This is a genomic window from Microbacterium sp. SZ1 (assembly GCF_002362255.1).
GTDB lineage: Bacteria > Actinomycetota > Actinomycetes > Actinomycetales > Microbacteriaceae > Microbacterium.
Genome location: NZ_LPVV01000034.1, coordinates 100,415 through 125,978, shown reverse-complemented (window position 1 = coordinate 125,978; position 25,564 = coordinate 100,415). Strand labels below are relative to the sequence as shown.

22 protein-coding genes are annotated in these 25,564 nt (G+C 70.1%); 10 read left to right on the top strand and 12 right to left on the bottom strand.

Going from position 1 to position 25,564, the window contains the following annotated elements:
* Positions 1-5 precede the first annotated feature (5 nt).
* The 3 genes from paaI to AUC47_RS11375 are packed head-to-tail and all read left to right on the top strand — an operon-like array spanning position 6 to position 2,480.
* Positions 6-434, top strand: coding sequence for a hydroxyphenylacetyl-CoA thioesterase PaaI (paaI, locus tag AUC47_RS11385; RefSeq protein WP_096715358.1), 429 nt, complete (start codon positions 6-8; stop codon positions 432-434).
* Positions 435-484: 50 nt separating this feature from the next.
* A complete protein-coding gene (gene paaK / locus AUC47_RS11380) occupies positions 485-1,834 on the top strand; it encodes a phenylacetate--CoA ligase PaaK (RefSeq protein ID WP_096715296.1) in 1,350 nt (449 codons plus the stop codon).
* Positions 1,835-1,877: 43 nt separating this feature from the next.
* On the top strand, positions 1,878-2,480 hold the full coding sequence (locus tag AUC47_RS11375; RefSeq protein ID WP_096715295.1) for a TetR/AcrR family transcriptional regulator: 603 nt from the start codon (positions 1,878-1,880) through the stop codon (positions 2,478-2,480).
* Positions 2,481-2,509: 29 nt separating this feature from the next.
* Here AUC47_RS11375 and paaZ read toward each other — a convergent pair whose 3' ends face one another.
* The 8 genes from paaZ to pdhA form a co-directional block, all read right to left on the bottom strand.
* Positions 2,510-4,591: a phenylacetic acid degradation bifunctional protein PaaZ gene (gene paaZ, locus AUC47_RS11370; RefSeq protein WP_096715357.1), complete on the bottom strand. Its 2,082-nt coding sequence runs from the start codon at positions 4,589-4,591 to the stop codon at positions 2,510-2,512.
* 31 nt (positions 4,592-4,622) lie between these two features.
* On the bottom strand, positions 4,623-5,432 hold the full coding sequence (locus AUC47_RS11365; protein ID WP_096715356.1) for a 3-hydroxyacyl-CoA dehydrogenase family protein: 810 nt from the start codon (positions 5,430-5,432) through the stop codon (positions 4,623-4,625).
* A 101-nt stretch (positions 5,433-5,533) separates the two neighbouring features.
* Positions 5,534-6,304 (bottom strand): enoyl-CoA hydratase/isomerase family protein, encoded by a 771-nt coding sequence (locus tag AUC47_RS11360; RefSeq protein WP_096715294.1) that lies wholly within the window; start codon positions 6,302-6,304, stop codon positions 5,534-5,536.
* Positions 6,304-7,494 (bottom strand): thiolase family protein, encoded by a 1,191-nt coding sequence (locus tag AUC47_RS11355; protein ID WP_096715293.1) that lies wholly within the window; start codon positions 7,492-7,494, stop codon positions 6,304-6,306. Before AUC47_RS11355 ends, AUC47_RS11360 begins: the two co-directional genes overlap by 1 nt.
* A 109-nt stretch (positions 7,495-7,603) precedes the next feature.
* Positions 7,604-8,923 (bottom strand): MFS transporter, encoded by a 1,320-nt coding sequence (locus AUC47_RS11350; RefSeq protein ID WP_096715292.1) that lies wholly within the window; start codon positions 8,921-8,923, stop codon positions 7,604-7,606.
* A 184-nt stretch (positions 8,924-9,107) separates the two neighbouring features.
* Positions 9,108-10,577: a dihydrolipoamide acetyltransferase family protein gene (locus AUC47_RS11345; RefSeq protein ID WP_096715291.1), complete on the bottom strand. Its 1,470-nt coding sequence runs from the start codon at positions 10,575-10,577 to the stop codon at positions 9,108-9,110.
* Positions 10,574-11,602, bottom strand: coding sequence for an alpha-ketoacid dehydrogenase subunit beta (locus AUC47_RS11340; protein WP_096715290.1), 1,029 nt, complete (start codon positions 11,600-11,602; stop codon positions 10,574-10,576). Before AUC47_RS11340 ends, AUC47_RS11345 begins: the two co-directional genes overlap by 4 nt.
* Before the next feature lie 55 nt (positions 11,603-11,657).
* On the bottom strand, positions 11,658-12,806 hold the full coding sequence (pdhA, locus tag AUC47_RS11335) for a pyruvate dehydrogenase (acetyl-transferring) E1 component subunit alpha (protein WP_256999547.1): 1,149 nt from the start codon (positions 12,804-12,806) through the stop codon (positions 11,658-11,660).
* 109 nt (positions 12,807-12,915) lie between these two features.
* On the opposite strand from pdhA, the gene AUC47_RS11330 reads away from it, so the two are divergent.
* Positions 12,916-13,353 (top strand): Lrp/AsnC family transcriptional regulator, encoded by a 438-nt coding sequence (locus AUC47_RS11330; RefSeq protein WP_179297597.1) that lies wholly within the window; start codon positions 12,916-12,918, stop codon positions 13,351-13,353.
* A gap of 88 nt (positions 13,354-13,441) precedes the next feature.
* On the opposite strand, the gene AUC47_RS11325 is transcribed toward AUC47_RS11330, so the two are convergent.
* The 3 genes from AUC47_RS11325 to AUC47_RS11315 form a co-directional block, all read right to left on the bottom strand.
* A complete protein-coding gene (locus AUC47_RS11325; protein ID WP_096715289.1) occupies positions 13,442-15,007 on the bottom strand; it encodes an HNH endonuclease signature motif containing protein in 1,566 nt (521 codons plus the stop codon).
* Between the two features lie 126 nt (positions 15,008-15,133).
* Positions 15,134-15,787: an HAD-IA family hydrolase gene (locus AUC47_RS11320; protein ID WP_096715288.1), complete on the bottom strand. Its 654-nt coding sequence runs from the start codon at positions 15,785-15,787 to the stop codon at positions 15,134-15,136.
* A gap of 59 nt (positions 15,788-15,846) precedes the next feature.
* Positions 15,847-16,707, bottom strand: a complete 861-nt coding sequence (locus tag AUC47_RS11315) for a MurR/RpiR family transcriptional regulator (RefSeq protein ID WP_096715287.1) — start codon at positions 16,705-16,707, stop codon at positions 15,847-15,849.
* 66 nt (positions 16,708-16,773) lie between these two features.
* On the opposite strand from AUC47_RS11315, the gene AUC47_RS11310 reads away from it, so the two are divergent.
* The 5 genes from AUC47_RS11310 to AUC47_RS11290 all read left to right on the top strand — a co-directional run bounded on the left by AUC47_RS11310 (position 16,774) and on the right by AUC47_RS11290 (position 22,105).
* Entirely contained in the window at positions 16,774-17,682 is a 909-nt protein-coding gene (locus tag AUC47_RS11310) for an N-acetylglucosamine kinase (RefSeq protein ID WP_096715286.1), read from the top strand.
* Between the two features lie 88 nt (positions 17,683-17,770).
* Entirely contained in the window at positions 17,771-18,709 is a 939-nt protein-coding gene (murQ, locus tag AUC47_RS11305) for an N-acetylmuramic acid 6-phosphate etherase (RefSeq protein ID WP_096715285.1), read from the top strand.
* Between the two features lie 62 nt (positions 18,710-18,771).
* On the top strand, positions 18,772-19,314 hold the full coding sequence (locus AUC47_RS11300) for a hypothetical protein (RefSeq protein ID WP_143740731.1): 543 nt from the start codon (positions 18,772-18,774) through the stop codon (positions 19,312-19,314).
* Between the two features lie 158 nt (positions 19,315-19,472).
* Positions 19,473-20,921, top strand: coding sequence for a glyceraldehyde-3-phosphate dehydrogenase (locus AUC47_RS11295; RefSeq protein ID WP_096715283.1), 1,449 nt, complete (start codon positions 19,473-19,475; stop codon positions 20,919-20,921).
* Positions 20,922-21,049: 128 nt separating this feature from the next.
* A complete protein-coding gene (locus AUC47_RS11290; protein WP_096715353.1) occupies positions 21,050-22,105 on the top strand; it encodes a winged helix DNA-binding domain-containing protein in 1,056 nt (351 codons plus the stop codon).
* A gap of 16 nt (positions 22,106-22,121) precedes the next feature.
* Here the strand turns inward: AUC47_RS11290 and AUC47_RS11285 are convergent, their stop codons facing one another.
* The gene (locus tag AUC47_RS11285; protein ID WP_096715282.1) at positions 22,122-23,564 is read right to left on the bottom strand and encodes an XRE family transcriptional regulator; all 1,443 of its coding nucleotides are present in this window, start codon (positions 23,562-23,564) and stop codon (positions 22,122-22,124) included.
* Between the two features lie 110 nt (positions 23,565-23,674).
* Here AUC47_RS11285 and AUC47_RS11280 point away from each other — a divergent pair, with 110 nt between their 5' ends.
* A complete protein-coding gene (locus AUC47_RS11280) occupies positions 23,675-25,537 on the top strand; it encodes a phosphoenolpyruvate carboxykinase (GTP) (protein ID WP_096715281.1) in 1,863 nt (620 codons plus the stop codon).
* The last annotated feature ends 27 nt before the right edge of the window (positions 25,538-25,564 follow it).

Here is a 25,564-nt window from a genome sequence, read left to right as displayed (position 1 = left end):
GAACGATGGGCGAGAACGAATTCGCCTCGGACCCCGCCCTGCCCCCGAACCGCGCGATGATGCAGCGCGACCGCGCATCGGCATCCCTCGGTCTCGTCGTCGAGCGCGACGACCCGGGCCACGCCGTCGTGTCGATGCCGGTGCGCGACGACATGACCAACGGGTTCCGCATCACGCACGGCGGTTTCGTGTTCGCCCTCGCCGACACGGCCTTCGCGATCGCCTGCAATGAGGACGACCGGGTGACGGTCGCGGCCGGCGCCGACATCGCCTTCCTCAAGCCGACGACGGCCGGTCAGACCCTGACCGCGACCGCCGTGAGACGCGCCCGATCCGGGCGCTCCGGCATCTACGACGTGACCGTCGTCGACGAGATCGGTGACGTCGTCGCCGAGTTCCGCGGGCGTTCACGCACCACCTCGCAGACCCTCTGACCCGGTCGCGCCACTCTGACCTCACCCTTTCGATCCCCTCTGGAGCACTCATGTCGACGACGACCGAACCCTCCACCGCATCTCCGCACGTGCGCACCTCACGCGTTCAGCCGCCGAGCCTCGATTCCCTCGATCCCGAAGAGCGAATGAGTCGCGAGGAGATCGAAGCCCTCCAGCTCGTCCGGCTGCAGCAGACCGTCCGACACGCGTACGCGAACGTGCCGCTCTACACCCGCAAATTCGATGAGGCCGGTGTGCACCCCGACGACATCGGCACGCTCGCCGACGTCGAGCGGCTGCCGTTCACGACGAAGGCCGATCTGCGCGAGACCTACCCGTTCGGGATGTTCGCGGTGCCGATGACCGACGTCGCCCGCATCCACGCGTCCAGCGGGACGACGGGACGCCCGACGGTCGTCGGCTACACGAGGGGCGATCTCGAACGATGGGGCACCCTGGTGGCGCGATCCCTGCGCGCGGCGGGTATCCGCCCTGGCATGCAGGTGCACAACGCCTACGGGTACGGACTCTTCACGGGCGGTCTCGGCGCTCATGCGGGAATCGAGGCGCTCGGCGCCACCGTGATCCCCGTCTCCGGCGGTCAGACCGCTCGCCAGCTGCAGCTGATCCGCGACTTCGAGCCCGATGCGATCCTCTGCACGCCGAGCTACCTGCTCACGATCGCCGACGCGATGGTGGCGCAGGGCATCGACCCGCGGTCGACTTCGTTGAAGGTGGCCGTGCTGGGCGCGGAGCCGTGGACGAACGAGATGCGGCGCGAGCTGGAGCAGCGGCTCGACATCGACGCGCTCGACATCTACGGCCTGAGCGAGGTCATGGGCCCGGGGGTCGGGAGCGAGTGCCTCGACGGCAAAGACGGGCCGCACCTGTGGGAGGACCACTTCCTGCCAGAGGTCATCGACGCCGAGACGGGTGCCGCACTGCCCGACGGCGAGCTCGGCGAGCTCGTCTTCACGTCTCTCACCAAGGAAGCCTTCCCGGTCATCCGGTACCGCACGCGAGACCTCACGCGGCTGCTCCCCGGCACCGCGCGCCCCGGGATGCGGCGCATGGAGAAGGTCACCGGGCGCAACGACGACATGATCATCGTGCGGGGCGTGAATCTGTTCCCCACTCAGATCGAGGAGCTCGTGCTCGGCATCGAACAGCTCACACCGCACTTCATCCTCGAGCTCAGCAAGGACGGGCGGATGGATGCTCTCACGGTGCGCATCGAGCGGCACCCCGACCTGTCGGTCGAGGTCTGCCGGAGCGCCGCGGAGGTGCTCGCTCAGCGCATCAAGGTGTTCATCGGGTCGACGGTCGCCGTGCGACTCGAAGAGCCGGGAGTCCTGCCGCGGAGCGAGGGCAAGTACAAGCGCGTCTACGACCTGCGGTGACCTCTCCGCCTGCCACCCTCTCGACCTGCCACACTGTGTTCTGATGTCTGAGATGCAGAGTGCGCGACGCGGTCGCCCCGGTTACGACCAGCAGGGGATCCTCGCGGTCGCCGTGGCGGCGTTCAACGAGTACGGGTACGACGCGACCTCGATCGGCATGCTCGCCGAGCGGCTGGGGCTGTCGAAGTCGGCGATCTACCACCACTTCGGCTCGAAGGACGAGATCCTCGATCGGGCGCTCGACTCCGCGTTGAGCAGCCTCGAGGCGGTCGTGGAGGATCAGCCGTCGGATGCCGGTGGGGGAGCGGCCGAACGGCTGGAGCGGGTGCTCCGGGGCGCCGTGCACGTGCTCGTCGATCAGCTTCCCGCCGTGACGCTGCTGCTGCGTGTTCGCGGCAACACGGAGGTCGAGCGCACGGCGCTCTCGCGTCGGCGCACGTTCGACCGCCGCATCACGGCGCTCGTGTCGGCGGCGCAGAACGAGGGCGCCCTCCGAGACGACATCGATGCCAGCGTGGCCGCGCGACTGACGTTCGGCATGATCAACTCGATCGTCGAGTGGTACCGCCCCGGTGGGCGAGAGGGCGCCGACCGGCTGGCGGACGACGTCGTCGCGATCGCGCTCGACGGGCTGCGCAGGCGCTGACCTGGCGGGGGCACCAGCACCAGCCGCCGCTACGCCGCCTCGCGCTCCTTCGCGACGAGGGTGAGCACGTCGTACGTCGCGACGATCTCGTCGTTCTGGTTCTTCAGCACGGCATCCCACCGCACCTCGCCGTACTCGTCGGTCTCGCGCGGGGTGATCTGCTTGGCCGTGAGCTCCACGCGGATCTCGTCGCCGGGAGAGACCGGGGTCACGAACCGCAGGTTCTCGAGCCCGGAGTTGGCGAGAACGGGACCGGGCGCCGGGTCGACGAACAGGCCGGCCGCCCATGAGACCAGCAGGTATCCGTGGGCCACTCGTCCGGGGAAGAACGGGTTGGCGGCGGCGGACGCCTCGTCCATGTGCGCGTAGAAGGTGTCGCCGGTGAATGCGGCGAACGTCTCGATGTCGTCGAGCGTCACGGTGCGGGAGCCGCTGGCGACCTGGTCGCCGATGTGCAGCTCGGCCAACGACTTGCGGAACGGGTGCACGCCGTCGCTGTCCTGGTATGGACGCGCGGCCGCGCCCTGGTGCCAGACCCCGGTCAGCGCGGTCATCATCGCCGGCGACCCCTGCACCGCTGTGCGCTGCATGTGGTGCAGCACGGCGCGGACGCCGCCAAGCTCCTCGCCGCCGCCGGCGCGACCGGGCCCGCCGTGCACGAGGTTCGGCAGCGGCGATCCGTGACCGGTCGAGCTGCGGGCGTCGTCGCGGTCGAGGAACAGGACGCGGCCGTTGTACGCGGCGATGCCCGATGCCAGCGCGACGGCCACCTCGGGATCGTGTGTGGCGACGCTGGTGACGAGCGAGCCACCGCCACGCGCGACCAGCGCACTGGCCTCGTCGAGCGAGTCGTACCCGATGATGCTCGACACCGGCCCGAACGCCTCGATCTCGTTCACGGCCGCGCTCTCGGCATCCGAGAAGCGCAGCAGCAGCGGTGCGACGAAGGCCCCGTCGGGAGCCGTTCCCTCGCTGCCGTCGGCGAGGCGCACGGTCGGCGCCTCGGTGGATCCGACGACGAGCTCGCCGCCGCCGGCGCGCAGACGCTCCACCTGGCGCAGCACCTCGTCGCGCTGCTCGGTCGAGGCCAGTGGCCCCATCGTGACGCCCTCGGCCCGAGGGTCCCCGACCACCACACGCTCCGCGAGGCGGGTACGGACGGCCCCGATCACGTCGTCGACAAGACCCGTCGGGACGATCGCCCGCCGGATCGCGGTGCACTTCTGCCCGGCCTTGCTGGTCATCTCGGCGACGAGCTGGCGCACGTAGGCGTCGAACTCGGGGGTGCCGCCGACGGCATCCGTTCCGAGGACCGAGGCGTTGATCGAGTCGGTCTCGCTCGTGAACCGCACGCCGCCGGTCTGCACGGCGTCGTGTGCGCGCAGACGCTCGGCGGTCGACGCGGACCCCGTGAAGGCGACGAGGTCGCCGAGCCGCAGCTCGTCGAACAGGGTCGGGACGCTGCCGGATACGAGCTGCAGCGAGCCTTCGGGGAGCAGGCCCGACTCGACCATGATGCGCACCATGGCCTCGGTGAGGTACCCGGTCGGCGTCGCGGGCTTCACGATCGTGGGGACCCCGGCGAGGAAGGCGGGCGCGAACTTCTCCAGCGAGCCCCAGACGGGGAAGTTGAAGGCGTTGATCTGCACGGCCGCTCCGCGGAGGCGCGTGTAGATGTGTCGGCCGATGAACGAGCCGTCGCGGGAGAGGTTCTCGACCGGTCCGTCGACGTAGACCTTCGCGTTGGGCAGCTCACGGCGACCCTTGCTGGAGTAGGCGAAGAGCACGCCGATGCCGCCGTCGATGTCGACCCAGGAGTCCTGCGTCGTCGCGCCGGTGCGGCTGGAGATCTCGTACAGCTCGGACTTGCGCTCGGTGAGGGCCAGGGCGAGCTGCTTGAGGCGCACGGCGCGCTGGTGGAAGGTGAGCTCGCCGAGGAAGTCCTGGCCGGTGCTCCGCGCGTAGGCGAGCGCAGCACCGAGATCGAGTCCCTCGGTCGAGACGCGGGTGACGACCTCACCGGTCGATGCGTCGCGCACCTCGGTGGCGCTGGTCGCATCGGCGGGTGTCCACCACGCGCCCTGCACGTAGCTGGGCAGGATGTCGGTCATCTCTCGTCCTTCCATCTGTTGCTCTCCTCCATCACGCGTCCCATTCGTAGAAGCCGCGACCCGTCTTGCGGCCGAGATTCCCCTCGGCGACGAGGCGACGCAGCAGCGCGGGCGGCTCGAAGCGCTCACCGAGGTGAGCGGCGAGGTACTCGGCGATGCCGAGGCGCACGTCGAGTCCGACGATGTCGGTGAGGCGCAGCGGCCCGACGGGATGCTTGTAGCCGAGTGTCATCGCGGCGTCGATGTCCTCGGGGGACGCGACGCCCTCCTCGACCATACGGATCGCCTCGAGTCCCAGCGCCACCCCGAGTCGTGAAGAGGCGAAGCCGGGCGCGTCTGCCACCACGATCGGCGTCTTGCCGATCGAATGCACCCATCCGCGCGCCTGATCGACGAGCGGAGGCGCGGTGGCCGCCGCGCGCACGATCTCGACGAGAGTGGATGCCGGAACCGGGTTGAAGAAGTGCATCCCGAGGAACCGATTCGGGCGATCGAGTGTCGCCGCCAGCTCGTCGATCGAGATGGACGACGTGTTCGACGCGATCACGGCGTCCGGGCCGATCTGCGCTTCGACTCGCGTGAGGGCGTCGATCTTGAGAGAGATGTCCTCCGGTACGGCTTCCACGACGATCTCGCACGAATCGAATGCGGAGATATCGTTCGTCGAGACGAGCCGCGCGCGATAGGCGCCGGAGGTCTCGGTCGCTGATCCGCGAGTGATCGAGGCCTCGACCGACCCCAGGACGCGATCGGATGCCGCGTGCGCGGTCTCCTCGTCGCGCTCGACGACGGTCACGTGCGAGCCGGCGAGCAGGAACGCGTGTGCGATGCCCGCTCCCATGCGACCGCCGCCGAGCACGCCCACGCGCGCGGGTGCGTGTGCGATGCCCTCTCCCGCGCGACCACCGCCGCGGACTCCGATGTGCGTGGGTGGTGCGGCGTTCACGCTCGGCCTCCCGTGTGCTGCCGGTCTTTCCGTTCGAGGAACTCGGTCATCCGCCGGAACTTCTCCGGACTCTCGAACAGCTCCGACTGCGCCTCGAGGTCGACGGACGGATGCCGGTCACGCGGCGCGCGGAACACGCGTTTGGTCGCGATCGTCGCTGCGCGATCGTTCCGGGCGATGCGGTCGACGATCGCATGGGCCGCCGTCAGCAGGTCGCCGGTCTCGTGCACGGATGAGATCAGTCCGATCCGCAGCGCCTCGTCGGCCTTCACGGTGCGGCCGGTGAGCAGCAGCTCGATCGCCCGCGCATCGCCGACGATCTCTTTGAGCCGCCAGCTCGCGCCGGCCGCGGCGAGGATGCCGAGCCCGGTCTCGGGGTTGCCGATCGCGAGGCTCGGCGTGCCGATGCGGATGTCGGCGGCGTAGGCCAGCTCGGCGCCGCCGCCCAGAGCGTAGCCGTCGATCGCCGCGATGACCGGCAGGGGGAGTTCGGCGACGCGGACGAACGCGTGCGCGTTGATGCCGCGCAGCGCATCAACGGCCCGTCGTTCGCGCAGCTCGGCGATGTCGGCTCCCGCGGCGAAGACGCCCGCAGCGCCGGTCAGAATCAGAGTGCGGGGGTCCTTCTCGAGTTCGGCGCAGAGCTCGTGCAGTGCGTCGACCGTCGCCTGATCGATGGCGTTGCGCTTGTCCGGCCGGTTCAGTGTGGCGACGACGCGGTCGCCCGCGCGCTCGACGAGCAGAGGGGAGTGGCCGGCGGCCGTCATCACGCCTTCTCCAGGATCACGGCCGCGCCCTGTCCCACGCCGACACACATCGTCGCGAGCCCGTAGCGCGATCCTTCGCGCTCCATGCGGCCGAGCAGTGTGACGAGCAGCCGCGAACCGGATGATCCGAGAGGGTGGCCGAGCGCGATCGCTCCGCCGTCGACGTTCACGATCGCGTCGTCCAGCCCCAGGCGGCGGATGCAGGCGATGGACTGGGTGGCGAATGCCTCGTTCAGCTCGACCGATCCGATGTCGTCGATCCGGAGTCCGGAGCGGCGCAGGGCCTTCTCGGTCGCCGGTACGGGGCCGAGGCCCATGATCTCGGGCGCGAGCGCCGCGCTCGTGCCGACGACGATGCGAGCGCGTGGCACAAGGCCGTAGCGCTCGACGGCGTCGCCGCTGGCGACGACGAGCGCGGAGGCTCCGTCGTTGAGCGCGCTCGAGTTGCCGGCCGTGACGACGTGACCACCGGCCACGACCGGCCGCAACCGGGCGAGCACCTCGAGCGTGGTGTCGGGTCGCGGTCCCTCGTCGACCAGGAAGCGACCGTCGCCGACGGGCACGCCGACGATCTCCTCCTCGAACCGGCCGGCGGCGATCGCGGCGGCGGCGCGCTGCTGCGATCGCATGGCGAACGCATCCGCCTCGTCCCTCCCGATGCCGTCGAGGCGGGCGACCTCCTCCGCCGTCTCGGGCATCGTGAAGGTGGCCTTGTCGCGGGCGGCGAGGCGGGGGTTCGGGAACCGCCATCCGATCGAGGTGTCGTAGGCGGCTCCCGGCTTGCCCCACGCTTTCTCCGGCTTGGCCTGGACCCAGGGTGCGCGAGTCATCGACTCCACGCCGCCGGCGACGACGAGGTCGGTGTCGCCGGCGCGGATGGCCTGGGCCGCCATCGTCACCGCCGACATGCCTGAGGCGCACAACCGATTCACGGTGATCCCCGGCACGGAATCGGGGAGTCCTGCCAGCAGTGCGGCCATGCGGGCGACGTTCCGGTTGTCCTCGCCCGCCTGGTTGGCTGCTCCGAGAATGACCTCGTCGACGTCGACCGCGGTCGGATCGATCCCCGCGCGACGTACGGCCTCGCCGACCACGATCGCCGCCAGGTCGTCGGGGCGGACCGAGGCGAGAGCGCCGCCGTATCGCCCGACCGGGGTGCGGGCTCCACCGACGAGATAGGCCTCGGTCATGCGGATCTCCTGACTGCGTCGTCTGGGCTCGGGCGAACCGGCCGGAATTACTGACCGATCGTATGGTAATTATTGCACAGGTCGCCCCAGTCACCGGGGCGACCCCGCGTCAGCCCAGCAGGTCGACGCCCTTCGTCTCCTTCACGAGCGATACCGCGATGAGCGAGGTCACCGATGCGATGGCGATGTAGAGGCCGATGGTCCATGCCGCCTGGAACTGGTTCAGCAGCGCCTCGGCGATCATGGGGGCGAATGCCCCGCCGAGGATGGCGCCGAGCGCGTAGCCGATCGAGACTCCCGAGTACCGCACGTTCGCGGGGAACATCTCCGCGTAGAGTGCGGCCTGCGGTCCGTAGGAGAGTCCGAGCGCGAACGTCATCACGAACAGCGCGACGAAGTACCAGACGATGTTTCCGGTGTCGATGAGGAACCACATCGGCACGGCCCAGAGTGCGAGCGCGACGTAGCCGATCTGGAAGGTGCGCACGCGTCCGAGGCGATCGGACAGGTGTCCGCCCCACAGGGTGAAGATCAGCCAGCCGAACGAGGCCAGCGTCGTGGCGAGCAGCACCGGAGGACGCTCCATGCCCAGCGCGGTGACGGCGTAGGTCGCGAAGAAGGCGATCAGGAGGTAGCCGGCGGCGTTGTTCGCGATGAAGATGAGCGCGGTGAGCACGACCTGCTTGGTGTTCTTGCGGAACAGGATGCCGAGGGGCGCGGACGCCTCTTTGCGGCGGCGCTGCAGCTCCTCGAAGATCGGGCTCTCGTCGACGGCGCGGCGGATGAGGTAGCCGACGCCGATCAGAACGATCGACAGCAGGAACGGGATGCGCCAGCCCCACTCGAGAAATGCCTCGGGTGACATCGAGGTCGTGAGCACCCACAGTGTCGCGGTGGCGAGGATCATGCCGACGGGGACGCCGATCTGCGGGAAGGCGCCGAAGAGTCCGCGGCGCCCGCGGCGCGCGTGCTCGACGGCCATGAGCGCGGCTCCGCCCCACTCACCTCCAGCCGAGAAGCCCTGCAGGATACGCAGCACGATGAGGAGGATGGGCGCGGCGACGCCGATCGCGGCGTAGGTGGGCAGCACGCCGATGAGTGAGGTGGAGAGCCCCATGAGGATGAGGGTGAAGACCAGCATCCGCTTGCGTCCGAGCTTGTCGCCGAGGTGTCCGGCGATGATCGCGCCGAGCGGGCGGAAGAGGAACGAGATGCCGATGGTGGCGAACGAGAGCACCTGCGCGAGGCCCGGGCTGCTCTCGGCGATCGGGGCGAGGAACAGCGGCGCGAGCACGAGGCCGGCCGCTTGGGCGTAGATGAAGAAGTCGTACCACTCGATCGAGGTGCCCACGAGCGTGCTGGCGAGCACGCGGCGCTCTTCGGCGGGCATCCGTCCGGTCGAGGTCGGTTCCGAGACTGCTGACGTCATGGCGAACTCCGTTGTTCTGCGATTCGGGACTGAGGGTGATTCGGCGTCCAGGTCGAGCATGCGCGGCGGTCGTCGACGCGCATTCCTAACCGATCGATCGGTCAGTAATTGCCGAGCGTAGCGCATGGCGCGAGCGAAATCGACAGGTCCGCCGACGGGATCCCGCCGTGGAAGCCCTGCGTGATCACACCCTGCCGAAGGCGCGGAGCGGATGCTCGATCAGTTCCGTGACGCGGCGGAGGAAGCTCGCGGCGTAGCCGCCGTCGCACACGCGGTGGTCGAAGACCAGGGAGAGCTGGGCGATGCGCCGCGGCACGACCTGGCCGTCGACCACCCAGGGGCGCTCGATGATCCTGCCGATGCCGAGGATCGCGACCTCGGGGTGATTGATGATCGCCGCCGATCCGTCGACGCCCAGGCCGCCGTAGTTGTTGAGGGTGAAGGTCGAGCCGCGCAGCCGCTCCGGGGGCATGCGGCCCTCGCGGGCGGTGGACGACACTTCGCGCAACGCGGAGTCGAGCTCGTCGACGCTGAGGGTGTGCGCACGGGGGAGTACCGGCACGAGCAGGCCCCGGTCGGTGTCGACCGCTACGCCGAGGTTCACGCCGTCGAACGAGATCAGCTCCGATCCGTCGTCGCTGAGGCGCGAGGCCAGGACCGGGTGCTCGGCGAGAGCCAGCAGCACGAAGCGGGCGAGGATTGCCGTGATCGACGGCGCCGTGCCGCCGGCCGGGGCCATGTCGGCGCGGAGGTTCCAGAGGTCGGTCGCGTCGACGTCGACCCAGACGGTGGCCTCGGGGATCTCGGAGCGGCTGCGCGAGAGCCGCCCGCTCACCGCTTTGCGCAGCGGCGACAGGCGTTCGCGGGAGCTGACGGCGAGGCCGTCGAGGGCGTCGTCTCCGCCTCGGCCGTCCGGAGTCTCAGAGGTGACGCGTGCCTCCCGACTCGTGTCCTTCCCGATCCCGTCGACGGCGCTGTCGACCGCGGCGGCGAGCACGTCGGCGCGGGTGACGGCGCCGTCTGCGCCGGTGGGCACGATCGCGTGCACGTCGAGTCCCAGGTCGCGAGCAAGGCGTCGCACCAGCGGAGAGCGCACGGCGACGGGCCCCGAGACTTTCGACTCCGTCGGCTCCGTCTCATGTTCCAGCCTCGGGCGGAGCGACTGACCCCTCGCCGCTGCCGCCCTCGGCGCACGACGGCGTCCGGACGACGCGCGCTCGGACGTCCCGTACCCGATCAGGACGTTGCCCGACCCTGCTCGCTCTTCAGAGCGGTAGGTCTCGTGCTCGACGGATGCCGCGGGGCGCACGTTCCCGGCATCCGTGTTGTTCTCGTCCGCTCTTTCCTCGCCCGGATGCTGCGTCTCACCCTGGTGCCCCGCCGTGCCCTGTTCTGCGACGTCGAGCACGGGGGCGCCGACGTCGATCGTGTCGCCTGCCGTTCCGTGGAGAGCGGTCACGACGCCGGCGAAGGGGGAGGGGAGCTCGACGATGCTCTTCGCGGTCTCGACCTCGGCGATGGGCTGATCGGTGGCGATGGTGTCTCCGACGGCGACGAGCCACTGCACGAGTCCCGCCTCGGTCAGTCCCTCCCCGAGGTCGGGCAGACGGAAGGTCCTGGTGCGGGAGGTCGTCGTCGCGCTGCCGGTGCTCATGGTCGGTCCTCCCAGTGCAGGGAGTCGACGGCATCCAGGATCCGATCGACGTCGGGCAGGTACCAGTGCTCGAGCTTCGGGGGTGCGTACGGGGTGTCGAAGCCGGTGACACGGCGCACGGGAGCTTCGAGGTATTCGAAGCAGCGCTCGAACACCCGCGCCTGGATCTCTGAGGCGACGCTGGCGAAGCCCGGTGCCTCGGCGATCACCACGGCGCGTCCGGTCGATCGCACGGCGTTCGTGACCGTCTCGTCGTCGAACGGGGTGAGTGAGCGCACGTCGACGACCTGCACGCTGCGCCCCTCTGCGGCTGAGGCGTCGGCGGCCTCGAGCGCGAGAGCGACGGATGCTCCGTAGGCGATCAGGGTGACGTCGGTGCCGTCACGAGCGATGCGAGCGGAGCCGATGTCGACGGTGGCGGATGTGTCGACCTCGCCCTTGGTCCAGTACAGCTTCTTCGGTTCGAGGAAGACGACGGGGTCGGGTGAGGTGATCGCGGCACGGAGCAGGGAGTAGGCGTCCTGCGGCGTGGAGGGGCTGACGATCGTGAGGCCGGGCGTGTGCGCGTAGTAGGCCTCGGAGGAGTCGCAGTGGTGCTCGACCCCGCCGATGCCGCCGCCGAACGGGATGCGGATGACCATCGGCATGCGGACGCCGCCGCGGGTGCGGTTGGGAAGCTTCGCGACGTGGCTGACGATCTGCTCGAACGCGGGGAGGGCGAACGCGTCGAACTGGAGCTCGACGACCGGGCGGAGGCCGTTCATGGCCATGCCGACCGCGGTGCCCACGATGCCCGATTCTGCGAGCGGGGTGTCGAAGCAGCGGTCCTCCCCGAAGCGGGCGGTGAGTCCGTCTGTGATGCGGAAGACTCCGCCGAGGGCGCCGACGTCTTCGCCGAAGACCACGACCGCCGGGTCCTCGGCGATGGCGTCGGCGAGGGTGAGGTTGAGCGCGGCCGCCATGCTCAACGTCCGGACGGAGGTCTCGGGTGCGTCGAGCTCGATGTGGTCATGGGTGATGGTCATCGCACGCCTCCTGCGAAGTGGGTCGTCTCTCGGGCGACCTCGATGTGCCTGATGGTCATCGCATGCCTCCTGATCGCTGGGCTTCCCGATCTCGTTCGATCTCGTCGCGCAGCTGGTGCCACTGCTCCTGCAGCTGGGGCGAGCGTTCGGTGGTGACGAAGCGGAAGAGGTCTTCAGGATCCAGGTCGGCGTCGGTGTTGAGAGCGGCGCGCATGGCCGCCGCGATCTCCTCCGCCCCGGCCGTGATCTCCTTCTCGAGCTCGTCGGTCAGCGCGCCGCTGGTGGTCAGATGGGCGTGCAGACGGGTGAGCGGGTCTCGCGCGACCCAGGCCTGCACCTCCTCGCGCTCGCGGTAGCGGGTGTCGTCGTCGGCGTTGGTGTGGGCCTGCATCCGGTAGGTGTGTGCTTCGACAAGGGTCGGGCCGCCGCCGCTCCTGGCGCGCTCGACAGCCTCGCCGAGCACTGCGAGCACCGCGGCGACGTCGTTGCCGTCGACGCGCTGACCCGGCATCCCGTAACCGATCGCCTTATGCGCGAGCGAGGGCGCGGCGGTCTGTCGGCTGAGGGGAACGGAGATCGCGAACTCGTTGTTCTGCACGAAGAAGACGACGGGCACGTGGAAGACGGCGGCGAAGTTCATGGCTTCGTGGAAGTCGCCCTCGCTCGTGGCGCCGTCGCCGCACAGGGCGAGCACGACGGTGTCCTCGCCGCGCTGCTTCGCGGCGTAGGCGAAGCCGACCGCGTGCAGCAGCTGAGTGGCGAGCGGCGTGGCCTGGGGGGCGACGCGGTGCTCGCGGACGTCGTAGCCGGAGTGCCAGTCGCCCTTCAGGAGGACCATGGCGTCGGCGGGCGCGACTCCTCGGGCGATCACGGCGACGGAGTCGCGATAGGTGGGGAAGAGCCAGTCGGAGTCGCGCAGGGCGAGGGCGGCGCCGATCTGGCAGGCTTCCTGACCGTGCGACGACGGGTACACGGCGAGTCGTCCCTGACGCACGAGGGCGCTGGCCTGGTCGTTGATGCGTCGACCCTCGACGAGTCCGCGATAGGCGGTCAGGAGCGCTGTGCTGTCGGGCAGACGGTAGTCGTCGTCGGCGACGGCGGTGCCCGTGGCGTCGATCAGCTGCACCGCCTCGTCGCGCGGAAGCAGTTCTGCGTGCGTCATCCGTTCGCCCTCCTTGCCGAACCCGATGAGGACAGGATGCATCGCGAGGATCATTCGTCCAAGGGGTCACGCTGATTCGTGGACGAGTGCTTGACGGTTGGCGTCTCGGTGAACGAAGTGTCAGAATTCCAGCACTGGACGAAGGGGTGCCATGACAGGGTTGGATGACGTCGATCGCGCGATCCTCGATGAGTTGCGCCGCGACGCGCGAGCGTCGATGACGGCGATCGCCGAGGCCGTGCACATCTCGCGGGCGGGCGCGCACGCGCGGATCAAGCGGCTGACGGATGCCGGAGTCGTGACCGGGTACACCGTGCGGACCGACCCGGTGCTGCTCGGACACCATGCCAGTGCGTACGTGACGTTGGCGATCGAGCAGGCGACGTGGCAGGAGGTCAGCGCGCGGCTGCGCGCCATTCCCGAGATCGAGCACATGGCGCTCGTCGGCGGAGACTTCGACGTGATCCTCCTCGTGCGCGCCAACGATGCCCGTGACCTGCGGCGGATCGTGCTGGAGGACATCCAGGCGATCCCGTCGATCCGCTCGACGCGGACGACGCTGATCTTCGAGGACTTCACGCTGGTCTGAGAGTGACTGTAGGGCTTCGGGCTCGCACGAGAAACCGTCGAGTGAGACAGCGGTGGACCCTGCGCGGCAGCAACACCGTGGTGAGGCGTCAGAACGGCGGGGCTGCCCCGGGTGGCGCCGAGCCAGCGGTGTTCGTGTCGGTGTTCGTCTCCGTGTTCTGTTCGGGAGGCGCGTCGACGTAGGTGCGTCCGGTGGGGCTGGTCCAGGCGTACAGAGCGTCGCCCAGGTGTTGGACGTGCCAGGGCGTGTGATGTTTGAAGCTGTGGTGACGGCGGCAGAGGGTGCCGAGGTTTCCCCCGTCGGTGGAGCCGCCGAGCGCGTGATCTCGCGTGTGGTCGATGTCGCAGTCGCGCGGCAGCTGACCGCATCCCGGGAACCGGCATCGTTGATCGCGCGCTCTGAGATGCCGCTTCAGCTCTGCCGAGGGCCGGTACCGGTCGACAGCGAGGAGCCGACCGCTGACGGGGTGGGTGAGGATCCGATCCCATCCGCTCGCGCCGCCGGCGAGCCGCCGCGCGGTAGCTGAGTCGATCGGAATGCGTCCGTCGAGTTCCGCCGGCATCGTGCTCGTCCCCATCAACGTCTGCACGGGGACGGTGACGCTCACCGATCCGGCGATGGCTGCCAGCATCCCGTCGTCGGAATCGTGACCGGCCGGCGCCCCGGTGAGAACGAGGTCGAGTGTGAGGTCGCACCGGATCTGAGCGAGCGTCCTGGGGGTGGGAGCGGTCTCGGGCGCGCCGTGACGAGGACCCCCGAACGCATCACGAACCGTGCCAGCCGAGGGCAGGTCACCCTCGCCGCCGCGCCGTCCGCGTCGAGGCTCAGACTTCTGCGTCGAGGCGTCCGCTTCCCGCGTCGAGGCGTCCGCTTCCCGCGTCGAGGCGTCCGCTTCCCGCGTCGAGACTTCCGCCTCCAGGGGCGTGCGCTCCGCCTCCAGGGTCGTTCGCTCCGCCTCCGAAGTCGTTCGCTCCGCCTCCTCGCCCGCGACGGACTTCGACATCGCAGTGATCCGGTCGTAGGCGCCGTGAACGAGGGCGGCCGGCCCGAGCAGTCCGAGTTCGGCCATGCCGTCGGCCCGCTCCTTCACCCAGACCGCGCGGTGTTCGCGAGCGCTCTGATGACGCTCATCGATGGTGCGGCGCTGGATTCGATCGGCCACGCGTCGCGCTCGGCGGGCCAGGCGGCTCGGGGACTCGGTCTGCGCCCACTTGAGCATCTCCGCGGCGTAGGCGTCGCGGTCGTCGGCATCGTCGAGGTGCAGCCCCGCGTCGATGATCGTCCTCGACTGAACGGCGCTGAGCCGACCGTCTCCCTGGGCATGCCACAGCACGGGGAACTGCAGGACGAGCAGCTCGGCGTCGGCCATACGGCGCTGCACGGTGCGATCGCTGAGGCGCAGCGCGGCCGCGAACTCCGCTGCCACCGCGCGCAGCGCCATCTCGCCGGCATCATGAGCCCGGCTGTCGCGATCTCGGGCATCGCCGTCGTCGGCATCGTGCACAGTCTGGAGCGCGATCCGCGCACCCGTGGCGAGGAGCCCATCGCGGCAGGCCATCAGGGAGCTGATGGCGCGATCGAGGGCCACGAGCGTCCCGGTGATCGCGCCCACCGCGGCCACCTGCTCTGTCGTCGCGTCCATCAGTGCTGTCATACCCACACTGAACCAGGACCCACCGACATTCGAGGCCCAGATCAGCGGGGAAATCGGACGATCAGATGAAGTACTCCGGAACCCCGGAATGCAGCGCGAGAGCACTGCATCCGAACAGCCGCAGTCTCACCCCACGATGAGCTCGAAACCCCCGTCGGCGCCCGCACGCACGGAGACCTGTGTGAGGTCGGCGACGTGGTACTCGGGGGAGTGCGTCGCGGCGTGCGCGCCGATCCCGATGACGCGCATTCCCGCCGCCTGAGCGGCCTGGATCCCCGCGCCGGAATCCTCGAAGACCACGCAGTCCGCCGGGTCGACCCCCAGCAGCTTCGCACCGAGCAGGAAGCCCTCGGGGTCGGGCTTAGAGGCCGAGACGCTCTCGGCTGTGACGACCAGCTGCGGCACCGTCAGCCCCGCCTCGCCCATCCGCGCGTTCATCAGGGGCACGTTCGCCGACGTCACGATCGCGTGCGGCACGTCGGCGAGCGCCTCCAGCAGAGCGCCCGCCCCGCGGATCTCGACGACACCGTCGACGTCGCTCGCCTCCTTCGCCAGCATCCGCTCGTTCTCGACCAGGTTCACCGCGTGATCGCGCTCGGGAAGCATGATGGCCATGCTCTGATGACCCTGACGACCGTGGACGACGCTCAGCACGGTCGCCGGGTCGAGTCCGTGCGGCTCCGCCCACGCGAGCCAGAGCCTCTCCACGACCGCGGTCGAGTCGACGAGGGTGCCGTCCATGTCGAGCAGGACGGCGTGGGTGGAGACGATCTCGGTCATCTTCCCAGGCTACTGCGCCACAGGAGGCGCGCTCCCGGGCGATGGAATGCTCGCGGCACTCACTCCGCGCGCAGAGCCTGCGTGGCCTCGGCCGTGCGCTGCAGCGCCTCGACGGCATCCGCTCGACGCCGACGCGCGACCCCCACGAACAGGCAGTCGACGAGGGCGAGCTGCGCGATGCGACTGACCATCGCTCCGGCGCGGAGGCGCGGCTCTCTCGCGTGCGTGAGCAGCACGACGTCGCCGGACGCCGCGACGTCCGACTCCGACACGCCGGTGATCGCGATGGTCCTGGTACCGGCGGCCCGAGCCGCTTCCAGAAAGCGCTGGGTCTCGATCGTCGTGCCGGACTGCGAGATGCCCACCGCGACCGTGTCGTCTGCCGAGAGCGCGGCCGCCGCGCTCGCCACGTGCGCGTCGGTGAGGATGACCGCCGCGCGCCCGATCCGGAGCAGCTTCTGCCCGAAGTCGGCCGCGACGAGTCCGCTGGCTCCGATGCCGAAGAGGAGGATCCTCTGGGCGCCGTCGAGGGCCGCCACCGCCTCGTCGAGCTGTTCGTCGTCGAGTCCGGCGATCGTCTCCTCGATCGCCAGCACCTCGAGTGCCGCGACCTTCGCCGTCGCCTCCCGCAGCGAATCGTCGAGCGAGATCTCCGAGCCGAAACCCGTCGAAGCACTGAACTGCACCGACTCGCGGCCGAGCTCGGCGGCCAGCGCCATGCGCAGCGCCGCGTACCCGTCGACGCCCACCGAGCGGCAGAACCGCACGACGGATGCGACGGAGGTCTCGCAGATCGCCGCGAGCTCGGTGATGGTGCTGTCGACGACGACGCCCGGGTTGTCGCTCACAGCTCGCGCGATGCGCGCAAGGGAAGGGGGCAGCGTCTCTGCCGCTCCCGCGATGCGCGTCTGAATGCTCATGTCTCTCCGCCGTCCGCCTTGTGAACAATTCTTTCATGCTCTGCGGCTTATGCGTACACTATTTTCATGCCTGACCGTTCCGTGCTCGCCGTCGACCTCGGCAAGTCGCGCTGCCGCGTCGTGGTCTCCGGACCCGAGCGCCGCGCGGCAGTCGAGGGCGTCGGGTCGCCGGGACTCGCCGCCGCGGGCGGCATCGACGCCGCGCTCGCCGCCATCCTTCCGTTGACCTCCGACATCACGGGCTACGAGGCCGTGTCCGTCGGAGCCGCCGGCGCCTGGGCGGCGCCCGCCGCGGCATCCGAGCTCGCACAGCGTCTCCACGCCAGGCTCGACGTCCCGGTCGCCGTCACCTCCGACGTCGTCTCCGCCCACGTCGGTGCCCTCGGCGGGGGAGTGGGAGTGCTGTTGATCGCCGGGACCGGCGCTGCGGCCCTCGGCGTCGATGCCGACGGCATCCGCCTCGTCGACGGCTGGGGACCCGAGGTCGGCGACCTCGGCAGCGGATCCTGGTTCGGTCGCGAGGCCCTGCGCGCCGCGCTCCGCGCCTCCGTCGGACTGGTCGCTCCCACCGTCTTGTCGGAGCGCGTCGCCGCGGCGATCGGCTCGCTCGACGAGGTCCAACAGTGGCTCGCGCAGGACTCGCCGCTCGCCCGCAGACTTGCCACGCTCGCGCCCCTCGTGCTCGATGCCGCCGCCGACGGTGACCCCGTCGCACTCGACATCGCGCTGGATGGCTCGCGCCTGCTCGTCGACTCCGCCGTCGCGGCTGCCGGACACTCGGCGCGGGTCGCCCTGCACGGCGGGCTCACCCTTCACCCCTGGTTCCGCGATCTCCTCGGCGGAGCCCTGCGCGAGGCCGGTCGCGAACCCCTCGACGCCGCGGGCGATGCCCTCGACGGCGCCCTGCTCATCGCCGAGCGCACGGGCGCCGGTTCCCCGCTCCCGCACGAGAGGTACGTGCACCGTGCCGGCTGAACGAGACCAGGCTGAATCAGAGCGCGCGAGCGCGGCATCCGAGACCAACGAACCTTCCCGCACACGAGCCCCGAGAGGTCCGCACACCGTGCCCACTGAAGCCCAGCGACTGTCCGCCCTGCTCGACGAGCTCTCCGCCCTCGGCACCGAGGCGTCGTCGACCGAACGCGGAGACCTCGACCTGCTCGGCACCGCCGAGCTCGTGCGCCGCATGAACGCCGAAGACCGGCGCGTGGCGGATGCGGTCGCCGACCGCGGTGCCGAGATCACCGCCGCCGTCGACGGCATCACCGAGCGGTTCCGCCGCGGCGGACGCCTCATCTACATCGGCGCCGGCACCGCAGGACGCATCGGCGTGCTCGACGCGAGCGAGTGCCCGCCCACCTTCGGCACCGACCCCTCGATGGTGGTCGGTCTCATCGCCGGCGGCGAGACCGCCATTCGGTCCGCCGTCGAGAACGCGGAGGACGACGACCACGCGGCCGGCGAATCGCTCCGCGAGCTGCAGCTGACCGAGCGCGACACCGTGGTCGGCATCTCGGCCTCCGGTCGCACGCCGTACGTCATCGGTGGACTGGAGTACGCCCGCGGCATCGGTGCGCTCACCGTCGCGATCGCCTCGAACGCGGACTCGGCGATCGGAGCGGTCGCCGACATCGCGATCGAGGTCGTCACCGGCCCGGAGTTCATCTCGGGCTCGACACGCCTCAAGTCGGGGACGGCGCAGAAACTCGTCGTCAACATGCTCACGACGCTGTCGATGATCAACCTCGGCAAGACGTACCACGGCGTCATGGTCGACCTCCTCGCCACGAACGAGAAGCTGCATGCGCGGTCGATCCGCACCGTCACCGAGCTCACCGGCTCCGACGTCGCCCAGGCGTCGTCGGCGCTCGCGGCGGCCGACGGCTCCGTCAAACTCGCCATCCTCATCCTCACAACGGGGGCGGAACCGGATGCCGCGCGCGCCGCGCTCGTCGACGCCGACGGCATCCTGCGCGTGGCGATCGCCGCGCTCAACGGGTGATCGCCGCTCTCTCGAAGCACGCAAGCCAGGGGAGCGGGAGAGGCTCGCACTAGGCTCTCCCCGTGGATCATCTCGTCCCCGCGGCTCCGTGGTTGATGGCGCTCGCCGGCGTGATCTCCGGAGTCGCGTGCCTCGCTGCCGGACGGGGCGTCCCCTGGCAGGCGCGTCAGATGGCTCTCCTGCGGTCGGCGTCGCTGGCTGCCCTGGCGTTCGCGGGCGCTGAGACGCTGCCGCGCCTGCTGATCGGCGTCGCTCTCCTGCTCTCGGCCATGGTGGGCACGATCGGCATCCGCGGCTCCCGCACCGCGCCGATGTGCTTCCACCGGGCCGTGGTGTCGCTCGTGCTCGCGATCTGTCTGTGGGACACGGTCGCCTCTCCGACCGCCGCACCTGCGGGCGTCTCGACCGGCGCGCACGACCACGGGCCGGCGTTCACCGGCGTCCTGTCGGTGCTGGGGATCGCCGGGGTCATCGGCATCGTGCTCTGGACGATCGTGTCGGAGCGCGTGATCGAACCCACTTCGGATCGGCGCATCGACACGCTGCTCGGGGTCGAATCATGGGCGATGGCCGCGGGCGTCGCCGTGCTGTGTCTCGCGGTCTGACGCGGTCCCGGATCCTCCGCGCCTCGCACAGCGCGCGATCCGGCATCCCGATTTCTCGGCACCCTCTCGCTCGCCGTACCCTGGTGGCATCCCCCGAAGCTCACCCGGCAATTCCGCGCGCCGGCGACCTCGGCGCGCTCACACATGCAAGGACGCAGATGAACGACACCGCCGCATCCCACGACGCCTGGACGGCACGCGAAGAGCTCGCCGAGCGGATGATCCCGCTCATCGGAGCGCTCAAGCGCGACCGCGACGTGGTCACCTCGTTGCACGGCCACCGCCTCGTCGGACTCTCAGCCACCGGGATCGTCGAGATGCACGACCGCGTCGCCCAGCTCGGCCACGAGGAACTCGCACTGGAGGACACGCTCGCCGTCGTCGAGGCGATCCACGCGCTGGCACCCGGGGCCGCCTCGCTCGACGTCGCGCGCCTCGCCGAGGGGCACCGCGACAGCGGAGCGTCGCTCACCGACCACCTCGCGGAGGCCCTCGCCCCCGCGATCGGCGCGACGGCCGCCGAGCCCACCGACGTCGTGCTGTACGGCTTCGGGCGCATCGGCCGGCTGCTCGCCCGCATCCTCATCGCGCACACCGGCGGCGGCAGCGGCCTGCGGCTCCGCGCGATCGTCGTGCGGCGCGGCTCGGCCGACGACCTCGTCAAGCGCGCCTCGCTGCTGCTGCGCGACTCCGTGCACGGACGCTTCGCCGGGTCCGTCACCGTCGACGAGCAGGCCGAGCAGATCATCGCCAACGGCACCCGCATCCAGGTGATCTACTCGGACGACCCCGCATCGATCGACTACACCGCCTACGGCATCCGCGACGCGATCGTGGTGGACAACACGGGGCGTTGGCGGGACGAGGCCGGACTGAGCCGCCACCTCGAGTCCACCGGCGTCGCGCGGGTGCTGCTCACCGCGCCGGGCAAGGGCGCGCTGAAGAACATCGTGCACGGCATCAACGACCAGACGATCACGTCGGACGACCGCATCGTCACGGCGGCCTCCTGCACCACCAACGCCATCACCCCGGTGCTCAAGGCGGTCGATGAGGCGTACGGCATCGTGCGCGGTCACGTCGAGACGGTGCACTCGTTCACGAACGACCAGAACCTCATCGACAACTTCCACAGCGGCGACCGCCGGGGACGCTCGGCCGTGCTCAACATGGTCATCACCGAGACCGGGGCGGCGAAGGCCGTCGCCCGTGCCCTGCCGGAACTCGAGGGCAAGCTCACGGGATCCGCGATCCGCGTGCCCACGCCCGACGTCTCGCTTGCGGTGCTGCATCTGACGCTCGACCGTCCCGCGGTCAAGGACGAGCTCAACGACTACCTGCGCCGCGTCTCGCTGCACTCGAAGCTGCGTCAGCAGATCGACTACGTCGAGAGCCCCGAGGTCGTGTCGACGGACTTCGTCGGATCCCACCGCGCCGGCATCGTCGACGGACTCGCCACCATCGCGAACGACCGCGACGTCGTGCTGTACGTCTGGTACGACAACGAGTACGGCTACTCCTGCCAGGTGATCCGCGTGCTCGAGGTGATGGCCGGGTCGCACCCCGTCGTGCTCCCCGCACGTCGCGAGGTCACGCTGCACGCCTGACGTTCCCTCCCACCGCCGCCGAGCCACCCCTCTCTACGCGACCCACCCCTCTCGCGACGGCGACGAAAGGGGTGGCTCGAACAGGAGAGGGTGGGTCGGCGGGGGAGATTCCCGCCATCATGAGGGACATGAAGTCCGCGACCCTGCTCACCGAGCGCCTCCGCTCGCATCGCCTCACGGCTCCGGCCTCGACGGTGCGGGATGCCGCGGCGCACATGCTCGCCGTGCAGAGCCAGGACTTCACGGCCGGACGGTGGGCGCTCGCCTGCCGTACCCGCGGGGAGCCCACCCTCGCCGCGGTCGACGCTGCGTTCGACCGCGGCGACCTCGTGCGTGCATGGACCATGCGCGGCACCCTGCACACGATCCCCGCCCGAGACCTCTGCTGGGTGCTGTCGGTCACCGCGCAGCGGCAACGCCAGCAGGCGGCGGGGCGCCGCCGCGACCTCGGCATCGACGACGCGATGATCGACGTCGTCACGGCTGCGGTCGTGCCGCGGCTGCGCGACGGCGGGCTGACACGGGCGGAGATGTTCGAGGTGTTCGCGGGAGCCGGCGTCGACCCCGCCGGGCAGCGCGGCATCCACCTGCTGAGCGAGCTCACTCTGCGGGGCCTGCTGTGCCAGGGGCCGGTCGTGGCGCGAGACGGGATCACGCGCGAGCAGCGTTTCGTGCTCGTCGACCGACACATCCGCGAGCACGCCGCCCCCGAGGATCCGCTGGCCGAACTGTTCGTCCGCTACATCGACGGACATGGTCCGGCGACGGTCGCCGACTTCGCGTGGTGGTCGGGGCTCACCCTCGGCCTGTCACGACAGGCGCGCGAGCGTGCCGACCGGCGGGTGACCGAGGTCGAGGAGGGGGTCTTCGTCGCGACCGAGCGTCCGAGACGCGCGCCCGCCGCAGCATCCGTTCTCGCGCTCGGAGCCTTCGACGAGTACTACATCTCCTACGCCGACCGGACAGGGGTCTGCGCTCCCGAGCATCTGGCGGCCGTCGGCCCCGGCAAGAACGGCATGGTGCGCGCCACCCTCGTCGCGGACGGGAGGGTGATCGGATGCTGGACGCACGCCGCGGCATCCCTCGGCGCACCTCCCGAGCTCTTCGAATCGGGCGGTCCGCCGGTGGACGAGGATGCCGTGCGCGACGCCCTCGCGCGATTCACGCGCTTCCTGGGGAAGTAGAAGCGAGGGGCTGGGATCACTCGCTCGCGTGCCGCCCGAGGAACGAGTAGACCTCGTTGTCGTCGACGCCCGGGAACGCACCGCGGGGGAGCGGCGAGAACATGTGCGTGTGCACCCGGGCGCTGGGCCACGCCTTGCCGTTCCACCGCTCGGCCAGGTCGGCGGGCGGGCGGCGGCAGCACGCCTCGTCGGGGCAGCTCGACACGGCGCGGTCCGAGGTCTCGCGTCCGCGCCACCACCGCGCGTCGTCGAACGGCACGCCGACCGTCACCGAGAACTCGCCGTCGGTGGACGACCCCGTCTGCGTCGAGCACCAGAACGTGCCGGACGGCGTATCGGTGTACTGATGGTGCTCCGTCGTGCGGTTCTGCTGGGTGAAGGCGCTCCGCGCCTGGAACTTGCGGCACACCCGCTGCCCCTCCACCGAACCGGTCACGTCCATCGGCAGGGGCAGGCCGTCGTTCTCGTACACCCGGGTGATGGCACCCGTCGCGTCCACACGCAGGAAGTGCAGGGACATGCCGAGGTGCTGCGTCATGAGATTCGTCATCCGCATCCCCGCCGCCTCGTGGGTCACGCCGAACGCATCGCGGAAGTCCTCCACAGCGAGGTTGCGGTCCTTCTTCGCCTGCTGCAGGAACGCCACCGCCGCGGTCTCCGGCATCAGGCACGACGCCGCGAAGTAATTGATCTCCAGTCGCTGCTGCAGGAAGTCGGCGTAGTCGGTGGGAGGCGTGTGGCCGAGCAGGCGGTGCGCCATCGCCTGCAACGCCATCGACCGCAGGCCGTGCCCGCCGGGGATCGACGCGGGCGGCAGATAGATGCGCCCGTTCTCGAGATCGGTGACAGAGCGCGTGGAGTGCGGCAGATCATTCACGTAGATCAGCTCGAAGCCGAGCTTCTCGGCCATGATGCTCACGGTGCGGTGAGTGAGAGCGCCCTGCACATGACCGGCGGACCGCAGCTGCTTCTCGGCCAGCTTCTCGATGTCGCCCAGGTAGTTGTGCTGCGCCCGCATTCTCAGCCGCAGCTCGGTGTTGGCCCGGCGCGCCTCCTCGGGGGTGGCGATCGCCTCGCGCTCTCGGCGCTGCAGTTCGCGGTGCAGACCCAGCACCGACTCGATGGTCTCGTCGCTCATGCCCTTCGTCACACGCACGGGAGCGACGCCGAGCTGTCGGAAGACCGGGCTCTCCTGCGCCCGCTCCAGCTCGATCTCCAGTGCGGCGCGGCGGTTGGGTGGCTCGCCGGAGATCAGGTCGGTCACCTCGGTGCCCGTCGCCTGCGCCAGGGCCTGCAGGAGCGACAGCTTCGGCTCCCGCTTGCCGTTCTCGATGAGGCTGAGCTGCGAACCCGCGACGCCGACGAGCGCGCCGAGCTCGTCGAGCGTGAAGCCGTTCTCGAGTCGGTGGTGGCGGATTCGGTGGCCGAGAGTCGCCAGATGGATGCCGGAGGGTGCCATTCCTTGATACTAGCGAAAGAACACCGGTTCTTATCGGCGTATTCGTCGGAAAGTGACCCGTAACCCACAAGAAGATGGAGGCAACGGCCCCACTTCAAAGGAGAGCAGTCATGGCGATCGCCGAAGTCTTCACCCCTCGTGCAGCATCCGTCGCACCCGTGCGCACGTTCGGGACGGCACCGACCTATGACACCCCCGCGATGGCCGAGCTGGCGGCCTGGGTCGATGAGATCGCCGCGCTGACCCAGCCCGAGTCGATCCACTGGGTCGACGGCTCACGCGCCGAGAACGACTGGCTGCTGCGCGGCCTCGTCAGCGAGGGCAAGCTCATCAAGCTCAACCCCGAGTGGCGCCCCGGCTCGTACCTCGCCCGCTCCCACCCCAGCGATGTCGCCCGCACAGAGGGCCGCACCTTCATCGCCTCCGAGCGCGAAGAGGACGCCGGACCCACGAACAACTGGGCCGACCCCTCGCAGATGCGCGAGAAGATGACCGAGATCTTCGAGGGCTCGATGCGCGGGCGGACCATGTTCGTCGTGCCGTTCTCGATGGGACCGGTCGGCGGGCCCCTGTCGCACATCGGCGTCCAGGTCACCGACAGTGCCTACGCGGTCGCCTCCATCGGCATCATGACGCGCGTCGGCGACGCGGTCACCCGGCAGATCGCCGAGGGCGCCCCGTGGGTCAAGACGGTCCACTCGGTCGGTGCCCCGCTCGCAGCCGGCGAGCCGGACGTCGAGTGGCCGTGCAACGACGACAAGTACATCGTGCACTTCCCGGAGACGCTCGAGGTCTACTCCTTCGGCTCCGGATACGGCGGCAACGCGATTCTGGCGAAGAAGTGCTTCGCGCTGCGCATCGCCTCGGTCATCGCCCGTGACGAGGGCTGGCTCGCCGAGCACATGCTGCTCATCCGCGTGATCGACCCGACCGGCAAGGCCTACCACGTCGCAGCGGCATTCCCCTCGGCGTGCGGCAAGACGAACCTCGCCATGCTGCGCCCGACGATCCCGGGCTGGCGCGTCGAGACCCTCGGCGACGACATCGCGTGGATCCGCCCCGGCGAGGACGGACGGCTCTGGGCGATCAACCCCGAGGCCGGATTCTTCGGCGTCGCACCAGGCACCGGCGAGGCGACCAACGTCACCGCGGTCGAGACGCTGTGGGGCAACACGATCTTCACCAACGTCGCCCTGCGGCCCGACGGCGACGTCTGGTGGGAGGGGCTGACCGAGAACGCGCCGGCCCACCTCACCGACTGGGAGGGCAACGCGTGGACGCCGGACTCCGGTCGCCCCGCGGCGCACCCCAATTCCCGCTTCACGGTGTCGGCGTCGCAGTGCCCGCAGATCTCCGAGGACTGGGAGGAGGCCGTGCCGCTGGACGTCATCCTGTTCGGCGGGCGCCGCGCGAGCAACGTGCCCCTTGTCGTCGAGGCCACCGACTGGACCCACGGCGTGTTCCTGGGCTCGAACATCTCGTCCGAGCGCACCGCCGCCGCCGAAGGGAAGGTGGGTGAGCTGCGCCGCGACCCGTTCGCGATGCTCCCGTTCTGCGGCTACAACATGGCCGACTACTTCGGACACTGGCTGAAGGTCGGGCGCGGGCTCCGCTTCGATCGGGCGCCGCGCATCTTCCAGGTCAACTGGTTCCGCCGTGGCTCCGACGGCCGGTTCCTGTGGCCGGGATTCGGCGACAACTCCCGTGTCGTCGACTGGATCATCCGCCGGATCTCCGGTGACGTCCCCGCCGTCGACAGCCCCATCGGTCGACTGCCGCGCGTCGAGGACCTGAACCTCGACGGGATCGACGTGCCAGAGGCCGACCTCGACGAGCTCTTCTCGGTCGATCCCGAGGCGTGGAAGACCGAGGCCGACCTGACGGAGGAGTTCTACGACACCTTCGGCGACAAGGTGCCCGCCGCGCTGCGCGCCGAGCTCGCCTCCCTGCGCTACCGCCTCGACAAGGCGTGAGAGCCGGGCGCCGGTTCGGGGGAGCCG

Coding starts and splice junctions, on each gene's coding strand:
- AUC47_RS11375 (WP_096715295.1), top strand. CDS start 1,878: ATGTCTGAGATGCAGAGTGCGCGACGCGGTCGCCCCGGTTACGACCAG.
- AUC47_RS11345 (WP_096715291.1), bottom strand. CDS start 10,577: ATGAGCACCGGCAGCGCGACGACGACCTCCCGCACCAGGACCTTCCGT.
- AUC47_RS11340 (WP_096715290.1), bottom strand. CDS start 11,602: ATGACCATCACCCATGACCACATCGAGCTCGACGCACCCGAGACCTCC.
- paaK (WP_096715296.1), top strand. CDS start 485: ATGTCGACGACGACCGAACCCTCCACCGCATCTCCGCACGTGCGCACC.
- AUC47_RS11290 (WP_096715353.1), top strand. CDS start 21,050: ATGAAGTCCGCGACCCTGCTCACCGAGCGCCTCCGCTCGCATCGCCTC.
- AUC47_RS11355 (WP_096715293.1), bottom strand. CDS start 7,494: ATGACCGAGGCCTATCTCGTCGGTGGAGCCCGCACCCCGGTCGGGCGA.
- AUC47_RS11295 (WP_096715283.1), top strand. CDS start 19,473: ATGAACGACACCGCCGCATCCCACGACGCCTGGACGGCACGCGAAGAG.
- AUC47_RS11350 (WP_096715292.1), bottom strand. CDS start 8,923: ATGACGTCAGCAGTCTCGGAACCGACCTCGACCGGACGGATGCCCGCC.
- AUC47_RS11325 (WP_096715289.1), bottom strand. CDS start 15,007: ATGACAGCACTGATGGACGCGACGACAGAGCAGGTGGCCGCGGTGGGC.
- AUC47_RS11315 (WP_096715287.1), bottom strand. CDS start 16,707: ATGAGCATTCAGACGCGCATCGCGGGAGCGGCAGAGACGCTGCCCCCT.
- AUC47_RS11360 (WP_096715294.1), bottom strand. CDS start 6,304: ATGACGGCCGCCGGCCACTCCCCTCTGCTCGTCGAGCGCGCGGGCGAC.
- pdhA (WP_256999547.1), bottom strand. CDS start 12,806: ATGCATCCTGTCCTCATCGGGTTCGGCAAGGAGGGCGAACGGATGACG.
- AUC47_RS11365 (WP_096715356.1), bottom strand. CDS start 5,432: ATGGGAGCGGGCATCGCACACGCGTTCCTGCTCGCCGGCTCGCACGTG.
- AUC47_RS11280 (WP_096715281.1), top strand. CDS start 23,675: ATGGCGATCGCCGAAGTCTTCACCCCTCGTGCAGCATCCGTCGCACCC.
- AUC47_RS11330 (WP_179297597.1), top strand. CDS start 12,916: ATGACAGGGTTGGATGACGTCGATCGCGCGATCCTCGATGAGTTGCGC.
- AUC47_RS11320 (WP_096715288.1), bottom strand. CDS start 15,787: ATGACCGAGATCGTCTCCACCCACGCCGTCCTGCTCGACATGGACGGC.
- AUC47_RS11285 (WP_096715282.1), bottom strand. CDS start 23,564: ATGGCACCCTCCGGCATCCATCTGGCGACTCTCGGCCACCGAATCCGC.
- paaZ (WP_096715357.1), bottom strand. CDS start 4,591: ATGACCGACATCCTGCCCAGCTACGTGCAGGGCGCGTGGTGGACACCC.
- AUC47_RS11310 (WP_096715286.1), top strand. CDS start 16,774: ATGCCTGACCGTTCCGTGCTCGCCGTCGACCTCGGCAAGTCGCGCTGC.
- paaI (WP_096715358.1), top strand. CDS start 6: ATGGGCGAGAACGAATTCGCCTCGGACCCCGCCCTGCCCCCGAACCGC.